This is a genomic window from Nocardia sp. SYP-A9097, from assembly GCF_009649815.1.
In the GTDB taxonomy this organism is placed as follows: Bacteria; Actinomycetota; Actinomycetes; order Mycobacteriales; family Mycobacteriaceae; genus Nocardia.
This window is the reverse complement of the sequence record NZ_WJIC01000003.1, coordinates 23,061-42,321: the sequence shown is the minus strand read 5'-3', so window position 1 is coordinate 42,321 and position 19,261 is coordinate 23,061. Positions and strand designations below refer to the sequence as shown.

The 19,261-nt window shown below is 65.9% G+C and carries 16 protein-coding genes; 3 read left to right on the top strand and 13 right to left on the bottom strand.

The window, feature by feature from the left end; translation table 11 throughout:
- Positions 1–15 precede the first annotated feature (15 nt).
- Positions 16–672 (bottom strand): hypothetical protein, encoded by a 657-nt coding sequence (locus tag GFY24_RS07475; protein ID WP_153804291.1) that lies wholly within the window; start codon positions 670–672, stop codon positions 16–18.
- A 322-nt stretch (positions 673–994) separates the two neighbouring features.
- On the opposite strand from GFY24_RS07475, the gene GFY24_RS07470 reads away from it, so the two are divergent.
- Positions 995–1,756: a 3-hydroxyacyl-CoA dehydrogenase gene (locus tag GFY24_RS07470; RefSeq protein ID WP_309230577.1), complete on the top strand. Its 762-nt coding sequence runs from the start codon at positions 995–997 to the stop codon at positions 1,754–1,756.
- A gap of 77 nt (positions 1,757–1,833) precedes the next feature.
- Here the strand turns inward: GFY24_RS07470 and GFY24_RS07465 are convergent, their stop codons facing one another.
- Positions 1,834–2,805, bottom strand: a complete 972-nt coding sequence (locus GFY24_RS07465; RefSeq protein ID WP_153804290.1) for a zinc-binding dehydrogenase — start codon at positions 2,803–2,805, stop codon at positions 1,834–1,836.
- 101 nt (positions 2,806–2,906) lie between these two features.
- On the opposite strand from GFY24_RS07465, the gene GFY24_RS07460 reads away from it, so the two are divergent.
- Complete coding sequence (locus GFY24_RS07460; protein WP_153804289.1) at positions 2,907–3,848, top strand: dienelactone hydrolase family protein; 942 nt, start codon at positions 2,907–2,909, stop codon at positions 3,846–3,848.
- Positions 3,849–3,922: 74 nt separating this feature from the next.
- Here GFY24_RS07460 and GFY24_RS07455 read toward each other — a convergent pair whose 3' ends face one another.
- From GFY24_RS07455 to GFY24_RS07435, 5 genes are all read right to left on the bottom strand, one after another.
- Entirely contained in the window at positions 3,923–4,234 is a 312-nt protein-coding gene (locus GFY24_RS07455) for a pyrimidine/purine nucleoside phosphorylase (RefSeq protein ID WP_153804288.1), read from the bottom strand.
- Between the two features lie 237 nt (positions 4,235–4,471).
- On the bottom strand, positions 4,472–4,978 hold the full coding sequence (locus GFY24_RS07450) for a hemerythrin domain-containing protein (protein ID WP_153804287.1): 507 nt from the start codon (positions 4,976–4,978) through the stop codon (positions 4,472–4,474).
- A 139-nt stretch (positions 4,979–5,117) separates the two neighbouring features.
- On the bottom strand, positions 5,118–7,475 hold the full coding sequence (locus tag GFY24_RS07445) for a bifunctional (p)ppGpp synthetase/guanosine-3',5'-bis(diphosphate) 3'-pyrophosphohydrolase (protein ID WP_153804286.1): 2,358 nt from the start codon (positions 7,473–7,475) through the stop codon (positions 5,118–5,120).
- A gap of 207 nt (positions 7,476–7,682) precedes the next feature.
- Positions 7,683–9,278 carry an ABC-F family ATP-binding cassette domain-containing protein gene (locus tag GFY24_RS07440; RefSeq protein WP_153804285.1) on the bottom strand — a complete coding sequence of 532 codons (1,596 nt, stop codon included), beginning with the start codon at positions 9,276–9,278 and terminating at the stop codon, positions 7,683–7,685.
- Between the two features lie 166 nt (positions 9,279–9,444).
- The gene (locus GFY24_RS07435) at positions 9,445–11,424 is read right to left on the bottom strand and encodes a peptidoglycan DD-metalloendopeptidase family protein (protein ID WP_309230576.1); all 1,980 of its coding nucleotides are present in this window, start codon (positions 11,422–11,424) and stop codon (positions 9,445–9,447) included.
- Between the two features lie 158 nt (positions 11,425–11,582).
- On the opposite strand from GFY24_RS07435, the gene GFY24_RS07430 reads away from it, so the two are divergent.
- Complete coding sequence (locus tag GFY24_RS07430; RefSeq protein WP_153804284.1) at positions 11,583–11,870, top strand: hypothetical protein; 288 nt, start codon at positions 11,583–11,585, stop codon at positions 11,868–11,870.
- 8 nt (positions 11,871–11,878) lie between these two features.
- On the opposite strand, the gene GFY24_RS07425 is transcribed toward GFY24_RS07430, so the two are convergent.
- The 6 genes from GFY24_RS07425 to yajC all read right to left on the bottom strand — a co-directional run bounded on the left by GFY24_RS07425 (position 11,879) and on the right by yajC (position 19,179).
- Positions 11,879–13,069: a CdaR family transcriptional regulator gene (locus GFY24_RS07425; protein WP_153804283.1), complete on the bottom strand. Its 1,191-nt coding sequence runs from the start codon at positions 13,067–13,069 to the stop codon at positions 11,879–11,881.
- Between the two features lie 304 nt (positions 13,070–13,373).
- Complete coding sequence (locus GFY24_RS07420) at positions 13,374–13,946, bottom strand: adenine phosphoribosyltransferase (RefSeq protein WP_153804282.1); 573 nt, start codon at positions 13,944–13,946, stop codon at positions 13,374–13,376.
- A 35-nt stretch (positions 13,947–13,981) separates the two neighbouring features.
- A complete protein-coding gene (locus GFY24_RS07415) occupies positions 13,982–15,661 on the bottom strand; it encodes an ABC transporter substrate-binding protein (RefSeq protein WP_153804686.1) in 1,680 nt (559 codons plus the stop codon).
- Between the two features lie 100 nt (positions 15,662–15,761).
- Positions 15,762–16,994: a protein translocase subunit SecF gene (gene secF / locus GFY24_RS07410; RefSeq protein WP_153804281.1), complete on the bottom strand. Its 1,233-nt coding sequence runs from the start codon at positions 16,992–16,994 to the stop codon at positions 15,762–15,764.
- Entirely contained in the window at positions 16,994–18,703 is a 1,710-nt protein-coding gene (gene secD / locus GFY24_RS07405; protein ID WP_309230574.1) for a protein translocase subunit SecD, read from the bottom strand. Before secD ends, secF begins: the two co-directional genes overlap by 1 nt.
- A 98-nt stretch (positions 18,704–18,801) precedes the next feature.
- A complete protein-coding gene (yajC, locus tag GFY24_RS07400; RefSeq protein WP_153804280.1) occupies positions 18,802–19,179 on the bottom strand; it encodes a preprotein translocase subunit YajC in 378 nt (125 codons plus the stop codon).
- Positions 19,180–19,261: the final 82 nt, after the last annotated feature.

Below are 19,261 nucleotides of genomic sequence, written 5' to 3'. Positions count from 1 at the left end.
TTTCAGCTCTCCCTCTTATCCAGCCGGAATGCCCGCGGTGGGGATATGGTCGCCGATCGCCACGGTGGCCGTCATTTCGTTGTACGCCGCCTGGTGATCGCTCGGACCGGAACGGGCGTCCCCTCCGAGTGTGCCGATGGATTGCGAAGTGCCGCTGTGTGAGTTGAGCACATAGAGAGCAACTCCTCCGCCAGCGGCTAGCAACAGGATGGCAACAATCAGGAACAGCAGTGCTAAGAGCCGTCGGCGCCGAAACTGCTCGGGTGAGACCGACTTCACCGAATCGGGCTCGCGCACCGCGTCCGGCAATGCCGAGGAGAGACCGGCCGGGTTGCTGTCGCGTGCGCCGTCTTGCGCACCCTCCCAGGGGAATTCCAGCACCGTCGATCCGCGATAGCGGAGTTGCGGTGTGTAGGAAGCGAACTCGCGATCGGTCATCCAATCGGACCACGCGCCGGAGAAATGCGTGCGTCGCAGTACGGATTCGGGCACCGGCGGGATATCCAGCTCGGGTTCGTCATCCTGGATGTAGTGCGGATAGCGGGCCGGACCGTCATCGGCTCCGAAACCCGTCTCGCCGTGCGTATCCGCGAACTCGGGTGCACTGCCGTCGGTGGTGACCGGTTCCAGCGCGGGATACCAGCGGGAGACTTTTTTGTACGACTTCAACATTGCTCGCGTCTTCGCGGAGCCAGGCGCGTCATGCTGCATCGTCGGACCCTCTCGGCGGTTGGTCGTGACGGGCGATCGGTGGTCGTACGGCGGCCCGCCGTCACCGCGCAGCCGGGTGCGCCGCGGTCCAGACGGTCCCGATCGGAAATTATTTCGTATGTGCAGGATTCCAACGACTCGACGCGCCGGAGTACACCCCTCCAATCACGCGCGTGCGCGATAGCAGACCCGTCAGCGACGTGTGCACACCACGCCGGGGACCCGCTTTTCCGCACCGCCAGAGCAGAATCTACATTCACAAGACCAGCTATTTGGAGGTTTTGTGAAGACAGCAGACATCGCCGCGGTCGTAACCGGTGGCGCCTCGGGACTCGGCCTGGCCACCGTGCGGGAACTGCACTCGGCCGGCGCGAAGGTCGTTATCCTCGACCTTCCCTCGTCCGATGGCAAGACCATCGCCGAGGAACTCGGTGAGCGCGTGGCGTTCTCGCCCGGCGACGTGACCAGTGAAGAGGATGTAACCGCGGCTCTGGACGCAGCGCAGGCCCTCGGCACGCTGCGAATCGCGGTCAACTGCGCCGGACTCGGCAATGCCATCAAGACGGTCGGCAAGCAGGGTGCGTTCCCGCTCGACTCGTTCAAGAAGATCATCAACGTGAACCTGATCGGCACGTTCAATGTGATTCGCCTTGCGGCCGAACGCATTTCGACCACCGAGGAGGCCGACGGCGAGCGCGGCGTCATCGTCAACACCGCCTCCGTGGCGGCCTACGACGGGCAGATCGGGCAGGCCGCCTACTCCGCCTCCAAGGGCGGCATCGTGGGACTGACGCTGCCGGTCGCGCGTGACCTGGCCTCGTACAAGATTCGCGTCATGACCATCGCGCCGGGCCTGTTCCACACGCCCATTTTCGCCAAGGTGCCCGAAGCGACCATCGCGGCCCTGGGCGCGCAGGTGCCGCACCCGGCCCGGCTCGGCGATCCGTCCGAGTACGCGGCGCTGGTGCGCCACATTGTGGAGAACCCGATGCTGAACGGTGAGGTCATCCGACTGGATGGCGCGATCCGCATGGCACCGCGCTAGTCACCACCCGCCGAACCGGTCGAGAGAGGTTGGCTCTCGGCCGGTTTCGGCTTTGTGGAGGCAGTGCCGACGGTTCGTCAGACCGCGAGAATGAGCTTGCCGGTGGAGGTGCGGCCACCCATCAGGCGATGCGCGCCGACGGCCTCGGCGAGCGGGAACTCCGCGGTGATGGGCAACTCCACCTTGCCGCTGGTCACCAATTCGAAGGCGCGGGAAGCGATTTCACGCAGCACCTGCGGTTCGGTCGCGGTCAGGCTGAGAATCGAGAAGCCGGAAATGGAGCGACCGCGCGGGTACAGCTCGGGCTGACCGACCTGCCAGGCGGGCTCCCCACTCGCATTGCCGAACGAGACCAGGCGGCCGAAGAGCGCGAGGGTTTCGAGACTGCGGCGCATGGTTTCACCGCCTACCGGATCCAGGACCAGGTCCACACCACGGCCACCCGTGGCCGCCCGGACATCGGCATCGAAGGTATCGGTCAGAAACGCGTCGTCGTAGCCGAGCTTGCGTGCGTAATCCGCCTTGGCAGCGCTCGAGACCACGCCGTACACCGCGCCCGCACCGGAGAGCTTGGCCACCTGACCCACGACCGTGCCGACGCCACCCGCGGCGGCCTGCACCAGTACCGTCTCACCCGGCTGCACCCGGCCCACGGTGTTCACCAGCGCGTACGCGGTCGGCAGAACGGTGGGAAGCGTTGCGGCGGTACGCAAGTCGACGCCCTCGGGAACCGGGAAGACGGTCGCGGCCTTGGCCCTGACGATCTCCGCGTACGCGCCGCCCTCGGTAATCGCGGCCACGTGCTGACCGACGGTGAATCCCTCGACGCCCGCGCCGAGGGCGCGAATCCGGCCGGAGAGTTCCAGGCCCGGCACGAACGGCAGGCCGGGCACCCGATAGCCGATGGACCGCGCCTGCAGGTCCGCGAAGTTCACGCCCACGTAGGCGACATCGATGGTCACCTCCCCTGCCCCGGGTTCGGGAGTGTCGAGCTCCACCACCTGCAGCACCTCGGGCCCACCGAACTCCTCGACAAGCACTGCGCGCATTACGCAACCTCCAGATCCTGATTTACAGCGATGTGAAGTCATAACGACGAGAGGGCATTTCTGTTCCCTCTCTCCGCGGGGCGGCGCCTAGGCTGATGGTCATGACACCGCTGCAGCGCTATATCGCAGAGGAAATCGCGACCGACCATGTCGAGGGGCTGCTCAGTCGCCGCGAGGCAATGCGCCGACTGGGGCTGCTCGGGCTGGGTGCGCCCGCGGCCGTGGCGCTGATCGCGTCCTGCGCCGACAAGGCAGAGCAATCCGGCACTCCCCCAATGACATCCGGCGCTGGTTCCGGTACGCCGGGATCGACCGCGGCAGGTGGCGGTACGACAGTGGCCGGTGCGCCGCCGGGGTCCGGTACCGCCCTGCCCACCACCGCCATCACCTTCGACGGTCCCGAGGGGCGCACCCTCCAGGCAGCCTGGTCGGCGGCCGCCCAACCCCGTGGCGGCGTGCTGGTGATTCACGAGAACAAGGGCCTCACCGACCACATCCGTTCCATCGCAGGACGTTTCGCGGGCATCGGCTACAACGCGCTCGCCGTGGATCTGCTCTCCGAGGAGGGCGGCACCGCCACCTTCACCGACCCGGCCGCGGCCACCGCCGCGCTCGGCAAACTCCCTCAGGAACGCTTCCTCGCCGACCTGCGATCCGGGCTGGCCGAACTCCAGCGCCGCACACCCGGAAAGAAGCTCGCCGCCACCGGTTTCTGCTTCGGCGGCGGACTCACCTGGCTGCTGCTCACCTCCGGCACCCCGGAGCTCGCGGCCGCCACCCCCTTCTACGGCCCGTTCCCCGACAATGGCGAAATCCGAACCAAGGCAGCCGTTCTCGCCGTCTACGGTGCCCTCGACTCCCGCGTCGACGCCTCCCGCCCCGCCGCCGAAGCCGCCCTCGACAGGGCCGGCGCCACCCACGAATCCTTCATCGCCGAGGGCGCGGACCACGCCTTCTTCAACGACACCGGGCCCCGCTACAACGCAGCCGCCGCCACCGAAGCCTGGCGCCGCGTCATCGACTGGTACACCCGCTACCTCTGACCCCACGTGCTTTGCCGCGAATGCACAACGCCCGCGGCATCTCCGGGATGACGCGGGCGCGGGCGTGCGGCGGATCAGCCGAAGTGGCAGACGTAATGCACGGGCTCGATGACCTCGATCTGGAAGCTGCTGTCACCGGGGACGGAGAACGATTCGCCGCCCTTGTAGACGACGGTCTCCTCGGAACCCGCCAGGGTCACCTTGGCTTCGCCCTCGATGAGCTCCATGATCTCGGGCGCGCCGGTGTTGAAGGTCAGCGTCGCCGGGAGGATGACGCCGACCGACTTGCTGGTGCCATCGGCCAACTCGATATTGTGGCTGACGCACTTGCCGTCGAAGTAGACATTCGCCTTCTTGGTGACGCTGACATTCTCGAACGCGGTCATGAACTCTCCTGGTAGTGGCGCTGGGAAGATCAGACTATCGCGCTACGACCTGCGGCGATCCACCGGCCGGTGGCCGGTACCGAAACCAGGATCAGGACCAGCGATCGAACGGCCATGAGCACACCGAGCGAGCCGGAGTCTTCGCCCCGTTTCGATAGCGGATGACTATTACCGGCGCGCTGAGAATGATCACTGTGACGGCAGCGGCCTCCTGCGGCCGGCCGGGTGGTGGGCGGATCAGTGTGGCGGATTGACCCCGAACAGCTCCGCCCCGGTGGATCCGCCGGAGAGTTCGTTCAGCGCGGTGACGATCCGGCGCTCCTCCCACTGGAAGTGCGACTCGAGAATCGCTGCGAGCCCGGCCAATTCACCCTGCACCGTCCCGGCATTGCCCGCATCGACCGTCTCGATCAGCGCCTGTAGGCGGCGGAGGATATCGGCCACCAGGTGATGGTCCTGGGCCAGACCCTCGAGCACCGGCGCCAGCTCTGGATACTGACGAGCCAGCACAGGGAACGCCGTCTCATCCTCACCGATGTAATGCCTGGACAACGCCGCACAGAAGGCCAGGCAGTGCGCCCGCAACTGAGTCGGCTGCGTCCCTCCGGCGATGTAGGTGTCGAGTTCGGCTGTGACACACGACAATTCGCCCCGCAGCCAGTCATGCACCTCGATCAGTTCGCGGCCGAGGGCGTGTGCGCGATCCTTACCAACCGGCTGAGCGGACGAGTTGTCAACGGACATGAGGCCGAGATTACTCGAGGTGGATCTTGATTCCCGATTCACGAAAGTTTCTTCACCGGTGCCGATTTCGAGCGCGCACAGCAGAACGGCGCTTCCCTCGAGGTGGGAAGCGCCGCTGTGCGGGATTTCGAAGAGCCGTCTAGGCAGCGGAGGTTACGCGGTAGACGTCGTACACGCCTTCCACATTGCGGACCACATTCAGCAGATGACCGAGATGCTTGGGGTCGCCCATTTCGAAGGTGAACTTCGAAATCGCCACTCGGTCACCGGAAGTGGTGACCGCCGCCGAGAGGATATTGACCTTCTCGTCTGCCAGGACCTTGGTGACATCCGACAGCAGGCGAGTCCGGTCCAGGGCCTCGATCTGGATGGCGACCAGGAAGACCGACGACGGCGACGGGGCCCATTTGACCTCGATGATGCGTTCCGGTTGGGCGCGTAGGGAATCCGCGTTGGTGCAGTCGGTGCGGTGCACGCTGACCGCGCCGCCTCTGGTCACGAAGCCCATGATCTCGTCGCCCGGTACCGGGGTGCAGCACTTGGCGAGCTTGGACACCGTGCCCGGAGCGCCCGGAATCTCCACGCCCGCATCGCCGGTGAGGCGCTGGCGCGAGGGAACCGTTGAGGGCGTCGACCTTTCGGCCAGCTCGTTCTCGACATCGCTGACCCCGCCGAGCTGCGCCATCAGGCGTTGCACCACGTGATGCGCCGAGACCTGGTTCTCGCCGACCGCGGTGTACAGCGCGGAGATATCCGCGTAATGCAGTTCGGCGGCGAGGCTGGTCATGGCGTCGGCGCTCATCAGGCGCTGCAGCGGCAGGCCGGAGCGGCGGACCTCCTTGGAGATCTGATCCTTGCCCGCCTCCAGGGCCTCTTCGCGGCGTTCCTTGGCGAACCACTGCCTGATCTTGGCCTTGGCGCGCGGGGAGACCACGAAGTTGGCCCAGTCGCGGGAGGGTCCGGCGTTCTGCGCCTTCGAGGTGAAGATCTCGACGACCTCACCGTTCTCCAACTGCCGTTCCAGCGCGACCAAGCGCCCGTTCACGCGCGCGCCGATGCAGCGGTGGCCGACCTCGGTGTGCACGGCATACGCGAAGTCCACCGGGGTGGACTTCTGCGGAAGCGTAATGACCTCGCCCTTGGGGGTGAAGACGAATATCTCCGGGGATTTCAGGTCGAAGCGCAGCGACTCCAGGAATTCGGCCGGGTCGGCCGCCTCCCGCTGCCAGTCGAGGAGCTGGCGCATCCACGCCATATCGTCGACCTCGGTGGAGTCGTTGGAGTGCTTGCCCTTGGTCTCCTTGTACCGCCAGTGCGCGGCGATACCGAATTCGGCGGTGCGGTGCATGTCCTGGGTGCGGATCTGCACCTCCAGCGGCTTACCGTCCGGGCCGACCACGGTGGTGTGCAGCGACTGGTAGACGCCGTACCGCGGCTGGGCGATGTAGTCCTTGAACCGCCCGGCCATGGGCTGCCACAGCGAATGCACAACGCCCACAGCGGCATAGCAGTCCCGCACCTCATCGCAGAGGATGCGGATACCGACCAGGTCATGGATGTCGTCGAAGTCTTTACCCTTGACGATCATCTTCTGATAGATGGACCAGTAGTGCTTGGGACGGCCCTCGACAATCGCGTTGATCCGGCTCGCCGCCAGAGTATTGACGATCTCGTCGCGCACCCGTGCCAGGTACGTGTCACGTGAGGGCGCGCGGTCGGCGACCAGGCGCACGATCTCGTCGTACTTCTTGGGGTGCAGGATCGCGAAAGCGAGATCCTCCAACTCCCATTTGACCGTGGCCATACCGAGTCGATGCGCCAGCGGGGCGATTACCTCGAGGGTTTCGCGCGCCTTCTTGGCCTGCTTCTCCGGCGGCAGGAAGCGCATGGTGCGCATATTGTGCAGCCGGTCGGCGACCTTGATGACCAGTACGCGCGGGTCACGCGCCATGGCGATGATCATTTTGCGGATGGTCTCGGCCTCGGCGGCAGCACCCAGATTGACCTTGTCGAGTTTCGTCACACCGTCGACCAGGTGGGCGACCTCGGTGCCGAACTCGTCGGTCAGCTCCTGCAGCGAGTAGCCGGTGTCCTCGACCGTGTCGTGCAGCAGGGCCGCCACCAGCGTGGTGGTGTCCATGCCGAGCTCGGCCAGAATGTTCGCGACCGCCAGCGGATGGGTGATGTACGGGTCGCCCGACTTACGGAACTGATGCTGATGCTTCTCGTCCGCGACATCGAAAGCCCGTTGCAGCAGAGCGAGATTCGCCTTCGGATACAGCTCGCGATGCACCGTCGCCAAGGGCTCGAGCACCGGTTTCACCGCGGCGATGCCGCGCTGTCCGGTCATCCGGCGGGCGAGGCGGGCGCGGACGCGACGGGACGCGGAAGTGGGGACGGCGGCCGAGGCGGAGCGCACAGGAGCGCCGGGCGCGGGAGTGACGGAATCGCCATTCTCCGATTGCCCGGCGTTCGCCTTCTCCAGATTCTGTGTCATGCCACCACCTCTCCCGGCCTCGATCGGAACACCGTACCGGACCGTCCAACCACGTAGACCACCCACTTTAGTCCTGGAAACGTTTCGAGACCGGAACGCCGAACGCCGCCTGACCGGACCTGTCCGGAGCGTCGAACCTTACTCTCATCCACCGACACTTCGCGGTGGCATTGCGTCCGGATTGCTCCGGCCTCGAAACCTGATCCCTTAATTGACCGGGACGTCTGTCAAACCGTCGGCGGACAACTCCAGGCGGCGCGTCACACCGATCTCGGCGAGGAAGCGCGGATCGTGGCTGACCACCATGAGCGCACCCTGGAATCCGGCGAGGGCCTCGGTGAGGTGCCGCAGGCTCGGCAGGTCCAGGTTATTGGTGGGCTCATCGAGTAGGAGCAGCCGTGGGGCGGGTTCGGCCAGCAGGATCATGGCCAGGGCCGCGCGCAGGCGTTCCCCGCCCGAGAGCGCGCCGGCCGAGACGTCCGCATCCGAGCCGCGGAAGAGGAACCGGGCCAGTTGCGCCCGAATCCGCTCCGGCGAGGCATGTGGTGCGGTGGCGGCCACATTCTCGAAGACCGAGAGCTCCTCGTCGAACACATCCAGGCGTTGCGGCAGCATGCGCCACGGCACCTTCGGTGATTCCTCCCGAATACGGTGCAGCAGAGTCGTTTTGCCCACGCCATTGCGCCCGGTGAGTGCGATGCGTTCGGGGCCGCTGATTTTCAGCGTCACCGTCGGCCCGCACACAAGGGTCACCTCGTCGAGCTCGATCACATCCTGCCCCGGATACAGCCGGGTGTCGGGCAGCTCGACCCGGATCTCCCGGTCATCGCGCAATTTCTCCTGCGCTTCGGTGAGCTGATCCTTCGCACCCTCGAGCTTCCCGATGTGCTGGTTGCGCAGCTTCCCGGCCGAGACCTGGGCTTCACGCTTGCGATTGCCCATGACGATCTTGGGTTCGCGCTTCTGATCCCACATCTTCTGCCCGTACCGCTGCCGCCGATCGATTTTGATCCTGGTCTCGATCAGCTCGCGCGCCTGCTTACGCACATCACCGCGCGCATCACGGATCGCGGCCCGCGCGGCCTCCTGCTCGGCCTCGACAATCCGCTCGTACTCACTGAAATTGCCTCCGAACAAACGGATTTCACCCTGCCGAAGCTCGGCGATGGTGTCGACCCGCTCCAATAGTTCGCGATCATGGCTGACGGTCAATACGGTCCCGGAGAACTGCCCCACCACTTCGTAGAGCCGCTCCCGCGCCACCTGATCGAGATTGTTCGTCGGCTCGTCCAACAGCAGCACCTCGGGCTCGCGCAGCAGCTCGGCCACCAGCCCGAGCAGCACGGTCTCGCCACCGGAGAGCGTATCCAGCCGGCGATCGAGCTGCGCGACATCGCCTGCCACATAATGCAATCCGAGCCGCCCGAGCAGTGCCACCGCCCGCTCCTCGATATCCCAGGCGGCCCCGATCACCTCGAAGTCGCCCTCCTCCCCCGCACCGGTTTCGATGCGGTGCAAGGCTTTCCGGATATCGGCGATTCCGAGCACCTCATCCACCCGCTGCCCAGCCGAGAGTCCGAGATCCTGACGCAGATAACCCAGTAACCCGGGCACCGCCACAGACCCCTGAATGGGCCGCAGCTCACCGGTGATCAAGCGAAAGAGAGTGGATTTACCGGCACCATTGCTGCCGACCAGGCCGATATGCCCGCCCCCGAGTTGAGCATCGAACCCTTCGAATACGGGCGTGCCATCCGGCCAGGCGAAGGCGAGATCGGAAATGGAAATAGTCGGATATGACATGTGGACTCCCACAGGTGATAGCGAGGAATGCGGCGCGCAGTAGTGCGGGCCACTCGACAGTCACCTCAGAAAATCAACGCAATGTCTCCGAACGTTCGGGGCAGGAACTTTTTCCACCGTAGCCAAGGTCAACGAGGCCGTGCAAGTACTTATTTCGTGACCGGCCTCACTGGCCGATGCGGCGGGCTTTCATGCCGTTGAGGAGGGGGACTTCGGCCACCGTGCCACCGGGTTCGGCGTGCAGCATGCGGCCGTTGCCGAGGTAGATGCCTACGGTGGCGGGGCCGCGGGGGCCCCAGTTGCCGAAGACCAGGTCGCCTGATTTGGCTTTCAGGAGGGTTACCTCGGTGCCGATTTCCCATTGTTGTTCGGCGGTGCTGGGGAGGGTGATGGTGCCGCCGCTGGCGGAGAAGACGGCGGCGGCGGTGAGGCCGGGTTCGTCGAAGCCGCCGTCGGTGGGGCCCGACGCATTGCCGCCGCCGAAGACGTAGCGGGTGCCGAGCCATTCGTGGCCCGCCGCGACGATTTGCGGGCCCAAGGACGCGGCGGCGTCGGGGGTGAAGCGGCCGCCGCTGCCCATGCTGCGGAAATTCGCTTCCGCGGCAAGGATTTTCGCTACGTAGGGGCGGGTTTCGCTGAAGTGGCCGGGGACCTGGTTGGGCATGCCGCCCGAGGCGAGGACCGCGCCTTCACCGGCGTTGTAGGCGGCCAGGCTCAGGGCGGTGACGTCGCCGGTGACCTTGCCCTGGTCGATCCAGCCTTGGATGGCCTGGGCGATGGCACACATATACCGGCCCTGGCCGACGATGGCGTCGCCGTCGTCCCAGAGGCTGGCGGTGCCATTGCCGTCGGCGTCAATGACATACGGCTGTCCGTCGGGGGCCAAGGAGGCCGCGGTACTCGGGAGGAATTGGGCCAGGCCCTGGGCTCCGGCGGGTGAGGTGAGGCCGCGGCGGAAACCGGATTCGGCCTCGCCCTGGGCCGCCAGCAGGGAGGCGCTGATCTGCGGGCAGAGCGAGCCGGCGCGGCGATACCAGACCTCGAGTTCGGCCGGGACCTTACCGGGGGCGAGATTGCCTCCGGCGGAACCGAATCCGTTCTCGCAGTTGGGGGTGGTGGCGGTCGGAAGGGAGGAGCCCGAGAGCCAGGCCATCGGGTCGACCTGATGGCCGCCGGTGAGGCGACCGCCGGGGACGAGCTCGAAATGCAAATGGGGACCGGAGGATTCACCATTGGAGCCGACATCGGCGATGTGCTGACCCATGGTGACAATGTCACCGGTGTGCACGTAGATACCGGACTCGTACATGTGCCCGTACACCGTGGAGTAGCGGCGACCGCTCTCGTCGAGTGAGTCGATGACCACCCAGTCGCCGAAGCCCGAGGCCGGACCGGACGCGACCACCAGACCGTCGGAGGCGGCGTAGATGGGTGTGCCCGCGGCCCCGGCCATATCGACGCCCAGATGCGCGCCACCGCGGGCACCGAACGGGTCGGTAATGGTGAAAGTCCCTGCGGCCATGGGGTATTGGCGACGGCCGACGCCGGTCAGGCGGCCCGCCTCATTGACCGCGCCGGGCATGGCGGCCAGGGATACCTCGGCCGAGGTGGTGACGGTCGAGGTGGTGGTGACGGGTTTGATGGTCACCTGCACGCGGTCCATGTGATTGCGCGCCGCGTCGCCGCGATCGTCCAGGGGTGTCCACGCGATGCCGGTGGAGGAGTCCGCGGTCCAGCTGCGCTGCTTCCAGATCACATAGTCGACATGGAAATTGGCGGCGCTCTCCTGCAGGAAGGCGACGATGGAATCGCCCTTGGCCTGATCGTTGCCGACAATGAATTCGACCGCGCGCCCCTCACGATGATCGGGGTAGGCGTCGTCGGCGATGACGCCGCGCATATCCATCATGCCGAATCGTGCGACCACACAACGCAGTGCGCGTAGCGCCCCCTCCTGCAGCCCGGCTTCGGCGGCCGCGCCGGTGGCGGGACAGTTGGGTTCGGTGCGCGCCTGGGTGGCCGAGGGGATGACGGGTGTGCCTGTGCCACAGGTCTCCTCGGTGGCGGGCAGGATGACCACGAGCACCAGGGTGACCAGGCTCAGTATCAGGCCGACGGCCCCACCGATGAGGTACTTGGCCTTCACTCCCGAACGCTTCCGGTGGCCGTCGTGATCACTGGGCCATCATGCCATGCCGGACACGCCGTTTCACGGACCAGACGTTCGGTTTTACGGTCCAGCGCGTCGCCTTCGACGCGCCGCTGAGCAGTTTCCGAACCGCGCACAACGGGCATCCTGGACCAATGCCGTACGTCGCCCGCAATGAGGCCACCGCCGCTCGCATAATCAGCGGTGTCGGTGCACTGTTCGCCCTTACCGAGGGCCTGTATATCCTGCTGCTGGTGCTGCAAGCCGATCAGTCGAATCGGTTCTTCACCTTCATCAAGGGGTTCGCCGAGCCACTGGCGCTGTTCTTCCCGGGACTGTTCCACACCGGCAATGGCAATATCGACATCATCCTGAATTACGGTCTGGCGGCGGTCTTCTGGCTGATCGTCACCGGCTTCATCGCCCGGGTGGTAGCCCATTAGCGGTGGTCCTACAGTTCGGCCGAGGCCAGATCGAACGCGGTGAGCGCCGCGGCGAATAGCGGTGTGTGCTCGGAGGCGCCCGGATCATAACCGGTCAGGGTGGCGATCCGGTTCAGCCGATAGTTCAGCGTATTGCGGTGCACCACCAGGGACTCCGCCGCCGCCACCCGATTGTGATCGTGGGTGAGGTAGGCGCGCAACGCCTCCATGAGATGTGGATGCCCGGTGAGGGGTGCGAGCAGGCCCAGGAGCCAGGTACGCGCGGGACCGGGGCGGGCAAACTGGTACTGCAGTGCCAGATCGGCCATGCGATAGACCCCGGTGGGGCGGCCGAGCCCCAACGCGAGGCGGGCGATCTCACCGGCCTCCTCGGCCCGCGCCGGAATCTCCGAAACCAGTGCGGCGGTGGAGGTTCCGGCGATCAGCAGAACACCGGTGGTCGTCGCGATCCGGGTGATAGCGGCATCGAGACGGGCCGCCGGTTCGGTCGCGGGCACCAGCACCCACCCGCCCGCCCGGTCCAGCACGGTGAGCGCATGCGCGGAGAGCGCGTCGATCTCGCCGTGCATGACCCGCATGGCGGGCCGCGCACCCTCGGCCGTCTCGACGCCACCCGAAGTACGCAGTGCCAGTACGTGATACGGGCCGAGGGCGATACCGAACCGCTGCGCCAGCAACTCGGCGGGCTTGCCCTGCAACAACGCCTGTGCCAGAGCGCGTTTCACCTCCCGCTGCTCCCAATGCAGATCCTGACGCTCCCGCAGATACGAGGCCGCCACCCCCGGAATGACCGCCCCCAGATAGCCGAGCAACCGCGGCACCGCCGCGATGAGCTCATCGCGCTGCTCCGGGGTCCGCGCGGCGGCGGCCATATAGTTCCAGGCCGCGAGCGCACCCCGGTGATACACCGCCAGCACCGAATCGAGCGGAATCCCTTCGCGCGCACGGCGTACCGCGACCTCGATCATCTCGTCCAGGTCCTCCGCGCGCGGCTCACGGCGCTCCCCCACCAGCCGTAGGAATAGTCGCAGATTCTCCTCCGAGCGCCGGGTGAGGTCCTGTTCCAGCAGTTCGGCCGGCAGCTGCTCGTAATCGGGGACGCCGCGCACCACGGCGGTGACCATTTCCTTGGCGACTTCGGGTAGATGCGCGGTCAGGAATTCGGTGAAGGCTGTCTGCTCCCCCGGTGCAGTACTCATCTCGACATTGTGGGCGTGGACGAATCCGCGCGCAGCACAACGGGACACAGCACGACAATCAGGACAATCGATCGTCCACACCCTGTCATCCGAACAAAGTCGCGGGCGCGAGGCTCATTCCGCGAGCACTGACCGGTCGGTCCGTTTCAATGGGCATATCGCGGGAATCCACCAGATATGCCTTACATGTATCAAACCTACCGAGAGAGCGCCGCCGCTCGATTGATCGGCGGAATCGGCGCTCTCTTCGCAGTGGTCGAAGTCGTGCGTCGTCGCGTGACGCGGGCTCAGCGTGCCGAACGGTTCAGAGCTTGACGATCGAGGTGAGGGGGTAGTCGCCCTGGCGGTCCCGGCCGGCGAGGAAGCCGAGTTCGAGTACCACCGCGGCGGCGATGACCTCTGCGCCGGCCTCGTGGAAGAGTTCGGCCGCGGCGGCGAGGGTGCCGCCGGTGGCGAGGACGTCGTCGAGCAGCAGGACGCGACGGCCCTTCAGGTCGATACCGTCGGCCGGGATTTCCAGTGCGGCCGAACCGTATTCGAGGGTGTATTCGCGGCTGATGACCGGCGGCGGCAGCTTGCCCGCCTTCCGGACCGCGATCACACCGGTGCCGAGTACCGCGGCCACACCCGCGCCGAGCAGGAAGCCGCGCGCGTCGACGCCCGCCACCAGATCGGCGTCCGGTGCGCAGGCGGCGAAGCAATCCAGGACCGTGCGGAACCCCTCGGCGTCGGCGAAGACCGGCGTGAGATCGGCGAAACGCACTCCCGGAGTCGGGAAGTCGTCACGCCAGCGGGTCAGCCGCTGCACCGCGTCGGCGGCCTTGGCGGTGCGCTCGCCGAGCGTTTCGGCGGTATCGACCATTTCATGCTTGCTCATACACCCACTCCTCGTCACCTCGCCACCACGGTCACTCACCGTTCGAGTACCCAGCGATCCATATTCCAGCCCGCGCCTGCCTTGGTGGGGCTGGCTATCCCGTTCTTCAGACCGTCTCCGAACGCGATGGTGCGCGGGGAGGCGAACAACGGGATGGACGGCATCTCGCTCCAGAGCAGGTTTTCCTGCTCGTTGAGCAAGTTCAGCACCGCGGTCGAGTTGTCCTCCGCCGCAAGCTGATCCGCGATGGCATCGTAGCGGCCATTACCGAACCTATTGAAATTCAGGCCCTGACCTGTGTGCAATGCCGCGATGGCGTCGGTAGCTGTAAGCGAACCGGACGGTCCGGGCAGGGCCGCGGTACCACCGAGAACCACATCCACCTTGCCGTCGACGAGCTGCTGCGGGGAGAAGTCCGGCGTGCCCGCGTCGACCACCGTGATGCCACCGGCCTTACAGGCGTCGGCGATCATGGCGACGGTCTTCGCACGCCGCTCGTCCGGGCGCAGATAGCCGATGCGCACGGTGGCATTGGCCTGCCCGGCCGCGGTCATGGCTTGACCTGCCGCGCCCGCGTCACCGTTCTTGTACTTGTCGCCGATGCCCGAGATCGCCGGGTAGTAAAGCGAATCCTGCTGCACGGTACGGGAATTCAGTATGCTCGCACCGAGCCCGGAATCGACCTTGTAGTCCGGATGCCCGAGCTTGTCGTACAACGCCGCCCGGGGCACACACAATGCGAAAGCCCTGCGGGCACCGACATTCTGGAAGACCCCGCCGGTGCTCAGCACCAGCTGCTCGACACCGCGCCCCGGTAGGTTCTCCCCGGTGAAGCCACTCGGCTTGCCATCACCGAGAGCGCCCGCACCGATATCGAGTACACCGACCGCCTTGGCCTCGACCTTGGCCTTGAGGTCGGTGTTCTTGTCCCACACCACGATTCGCGGCGTCTTGGCGGCGTTACCCCACCACTTCTCATTCTTGACCAGGACCAGACCGTCCTTGTCACCGAACGATTCGATCCGATAAGGACCCGAGGCGGGCAGCACCGTCGGGTCTATCTTGCCCGGCTTCAGAATCCAGCCGGTATTCCAGAAATCGGCGATCCGCTCGGCGGTCGCCTGATCCCCGGATTGCAAGGGCGCCACCACATTCGGCACCTTCACCACGGTCGCCACCACATGCGCGGGCATCAACTCGGCGGCATTGAACAGCGTCTTCCACGCCGCGTAGTGCCGGCCCGGCCGGAACACCACGGTGGCGTCCTTGGATCCGGGCTGGCAGTCCACGCGTTCGATATCGCTGTAACCGGCCGTACCGGCGGCGTCGAACATGGGTATCGGCCCGCCCGGAGCGGCCTTGGTGAAGCGTCCACTGCGCGCCGCCCACGCCATGACCAGATCGTCACAGGAGGTCGGCACGCCGTCGGAGTATTTACCGTCCGGATTCAGGCGGTACTGGATGGTCTGCGCCTCGCCCGGCACCTCTTTCGCGGTGCCGGTATCGGTATCGGCGACCGGCTGCCCGTCCGGGCCGGTGTAGAAGAAGCCGGTGAGAACACGTGAGAACACCGCCGCCGCACCACTATTCGCGCCCAGCGTGCTGCCGCCGTTATAGCTGGCGACGGCTGTATCGACGCCGTACCCGATGGAGGGCACCTGATTCTTCCCGGCACAGCCCGCCACCATGCCCGCGGCGACCACACCGGCGAGCATGACGACCGAACCGCGGCGGATGTCGATTACGCGACGCCGCGCCGCGACAGAGGTGCCGCGGCGAGCCTTGTTTCCAATCACTTGCCGCAACCCCCTGCGCTCAGTTCCTTCTCTTGGTTCGTTTCCCACTCGGTCGTGTACCCGGACGCGGCCCCTCGGCCCCGGCACGCGAACGCGGCACGGAGCCGTCCCGCCCGGCCGCGACCGTCACCGGACGGCTGGCCGCACCCGCGCGCTGTGCGGCGGATTCGGTTGCCCGGCCGCCGGATACACCCGAGCGACGCGCCAGCACCTTCTTGGTGTGCGCGGCCACCGGACCCCAGCGTTCCTTGATGGTCACCAGCAGCGGCACCGCGAAGAAGATCGAGGAGTACGCGCCGACGATCATGCCGACCAGCTGCACCAGCGCCAGATCCTTCAGCGTGCCCACACCCAGCAGCCACACCGCGACCACCAGCATGCCGATAATCGGCAGAATGCCGATGATGGTGGTGTTGATCGAACGCATCAGCGTCTGATTCGCCGCCAGGTTCGCCTTCTCGGCATAGGTGTGCTTGCTCAAATGCAGTACGCCCTCGGTGTTCTCCTCGACCTTGTCGAAGACGACCACGTTGTCGTACAGCACGTAACCCAGAATCGTGAGCAGGCCGATGACCGCCGCCGGCGTCACCTCGAACCCGACGAGCGAGTAGATACCCGCTGTCACAACGAGATTGAAGAACAGCGAGCCGATAGCCGCGATGGACATATCGCGTTCGAAGCGAATCGCGATGTACACCATGGTCAATGCCACGAACACCCCCAGCGCCAGCAGCGCCTTGTGGGTGACCTGGCCACCCCAGGTCTCGCTGATCTCGGCGGTGGAGATGGCGTTCATACTCGGCTGCCCGTTGGAATCCTTCGGCTTGAAGGCTTCGAACAGGGCGTTCTGCAGTTTGTCGGTCCGATCCTTGTCCAAAGTGTCCGAACGGATCTGGAAGGCCGCGGCCGAACCGGAGCCGACCTTCTGCACCGCGACCGGATCATGGCCGAGGGTGTCGGCGTAGACCTTCTCCACCTGCGAGGTGCTCACCCCGTCGCCCGCGGGCAACTGGATGCGCGAACCACCGGCGAAGTCGATACCCAGGGTGAACCCGCGGATCGCGATGCTTCCCACCGCGATCGCCAGCAGCAGCGCCGCGAGACCGTAGAACAGCTTGCGCCGCCCGACGATCTCGAAACCGCCTGTGCCGGTGTACAACCGCTCGAACAGGCTGTGCTTGCGCGTGGACTTCTCCGACTCGTAGTCGAGTTCGGAATCGATATCCAGGACGGAACTGCTATCGCGCGCCATCACGCCTCCTTCACCAGGACACCGGACGCCATCTTGCGTTCCCGGGCAATTTCAGCAACAGCGCCGAGACCGTTCACCGACGGCTTCGCCCAGAAGGCCGAGCGCGACGCCAGCATCAACAGCGGCGAGGTGACCAGGTACAGCACGATAATGTCGAGCACCGTGGTCAGACCCAGGGTGAACGCGAAACCCTTCACCTGACCGGCGGCCAGAATGTAGAGCACCGCGGAGGCGATCAGCGAGACCGTCTTACCCGAGAGGTTGGTGCGCTGTGCGCGCTGCCAGCCACGCGGGACCGCGGAGCGGAAGCTGCGCCCGCCACGCATCTGGTCCTTGATGCGTTCGAAGAACACCACGAACGAGTCCGCTGTCATACCGATACCGATGATCAAACCGGCGATACCGGCCAGGTCGAGGGTGAACCCGATCGACCTGCCCAACAATACGATCAGCGCGTACACCGCCACACCCGCCGCGAGCAGCGAGAAACCGGCCAGGAAGCCGAGCATGCGGTAGTAGAGCAGGCAGTACAGCAGCACCGCCACCAGGCCGATGGCACCGGCGATCAAACCCGCGTGCAGCGAGCTCAAACCCAGTGTCGCGGAGACGGTTTCGGCCTCCGAGGTCTGGAAGGACAGCGGCAGCGAACCGTACTTGAGGGTATTGCCGAGCTCCTGCGCGGAGGACTTGTTGATGCCCGGACCGGAGATCGAGGTGCTACCGCCGTACTGGCCACCCTGCTGCACGACCGGCGCGCTGACCACCTTGGTGTCGAGCACGAAGGCCAGCTGCTTGTTGTAGTACTCGGTGGTCAGCTTGCCCCAGGTGTCGGCGCCCGCGGACTTGAAGTCCACGGAGACAACCCACTTGGATTCCTTCTGCACGTACTGGCCCGACGCGTCCTTGATCTCCTGACCGTCCAGACGCGACTTGTCCAGCAGATAGACCTCATTGCCCTCGACCGAGCAGGCCACCAGCGGCAGGTTCGGATCGTCATTGCCCTGCAACGGATCCGGCTTGGCGCAGTCCATGGTGAGCATGGCGGTCTGCTGGATCTGCGGATCGATGCTCTGGCGCAATGCCTTCGCCTGCGTGATCTCCTGCTGCGTCTGCTGCGCGCTCGGCTGCTGCGTCGGCGGCGCGGACGGAGTGGTCGGAGCCTGTGCCGGGAACACCCGATTCTGCGGGGCCGGAGCCTCACTCGTCGGACCGTCAGCGGCAGGCGGCGTCTCGACCGGAGCACTCGGCGAGACCGAGGCGGGTGGCGCGGCGGGCTGCTGCTGCGGTTGTTGCTGCTGCTGGTTGACCGGTTGGCCGTTCTTCACCTGCGGGGCGATCGCCTGCAGCACCGGGCGGACATACATCTTGGCGGTGGTGGCCAGCGCCTTGGCCTGCGCGCCGTCCTCACCCGGAACCGTGATGACCAGGTTGTCACCCTCGATGACGACCTCGGAACCGGAGACACCCAGGCCGTTGACACGCTGCTCGATGATGCTCTGCGCCTTGCGCAGACTGTCCTGGCTGGGCTTACCGCCATCGGGGGTGCGCGGCGTCAGCGTGACGCGGGTGCCGCCCTGTAGGTCGATACCGAGCTTGGGGCTCGCCGTTTTGTCTCCGGTGAAGAAGATCAGGCCGAACATCACGGCCACCAGTGCGGCGTAGACGCCGAGCAGGCGCAACGGATGCGCCGTTCCCTGGGAAGGTGGCACAGTACTTATCTCCTAGGCGGATCAGTGATGGATCGAGCTGGGCACACCGCAGCGCCGTCGGCCACCGGATCGCGGCGGGCCGACGGCGCGCGGGTATGTCAGTCCTTGGACAGCTTGGGGGCGTCTTCGGAGTTCTCCGACGCGGGGGTGCTGTCGGACACGGACTCCGCGGCCGGAGCCTCGGTGTCGGTGTCGGTCGACTCCTCGGTGGTGGCGGCGGCATCCTCATTGCGGGTCTCGCGGATGCTGGCGCGCAGCCAGGTGGTGACGACATCCTCGGCGATCTCGAGATCGACGGAATCGTCATCGGCCTCGACGATGGTGCCGAACAGGCCCGATGTGGTGACCACGCGGTCACCGACCTTCAGGGTCTCCTGCATCTCGGTCACCTTGGCCATCTCCCGCTTCTGGCGACGAACGCCCAGGAACATCGGGATGAGCAGAGCAACCAGCAGTAGCGGCAGCAGAAGGTCCATCGTCGAAGTCAGCCCTTAATTTGAGTGGTCGAATGGGTCGTTTCCCCGACAGTCTGCCAGCTGAACCTGAGATAGGGCGCGC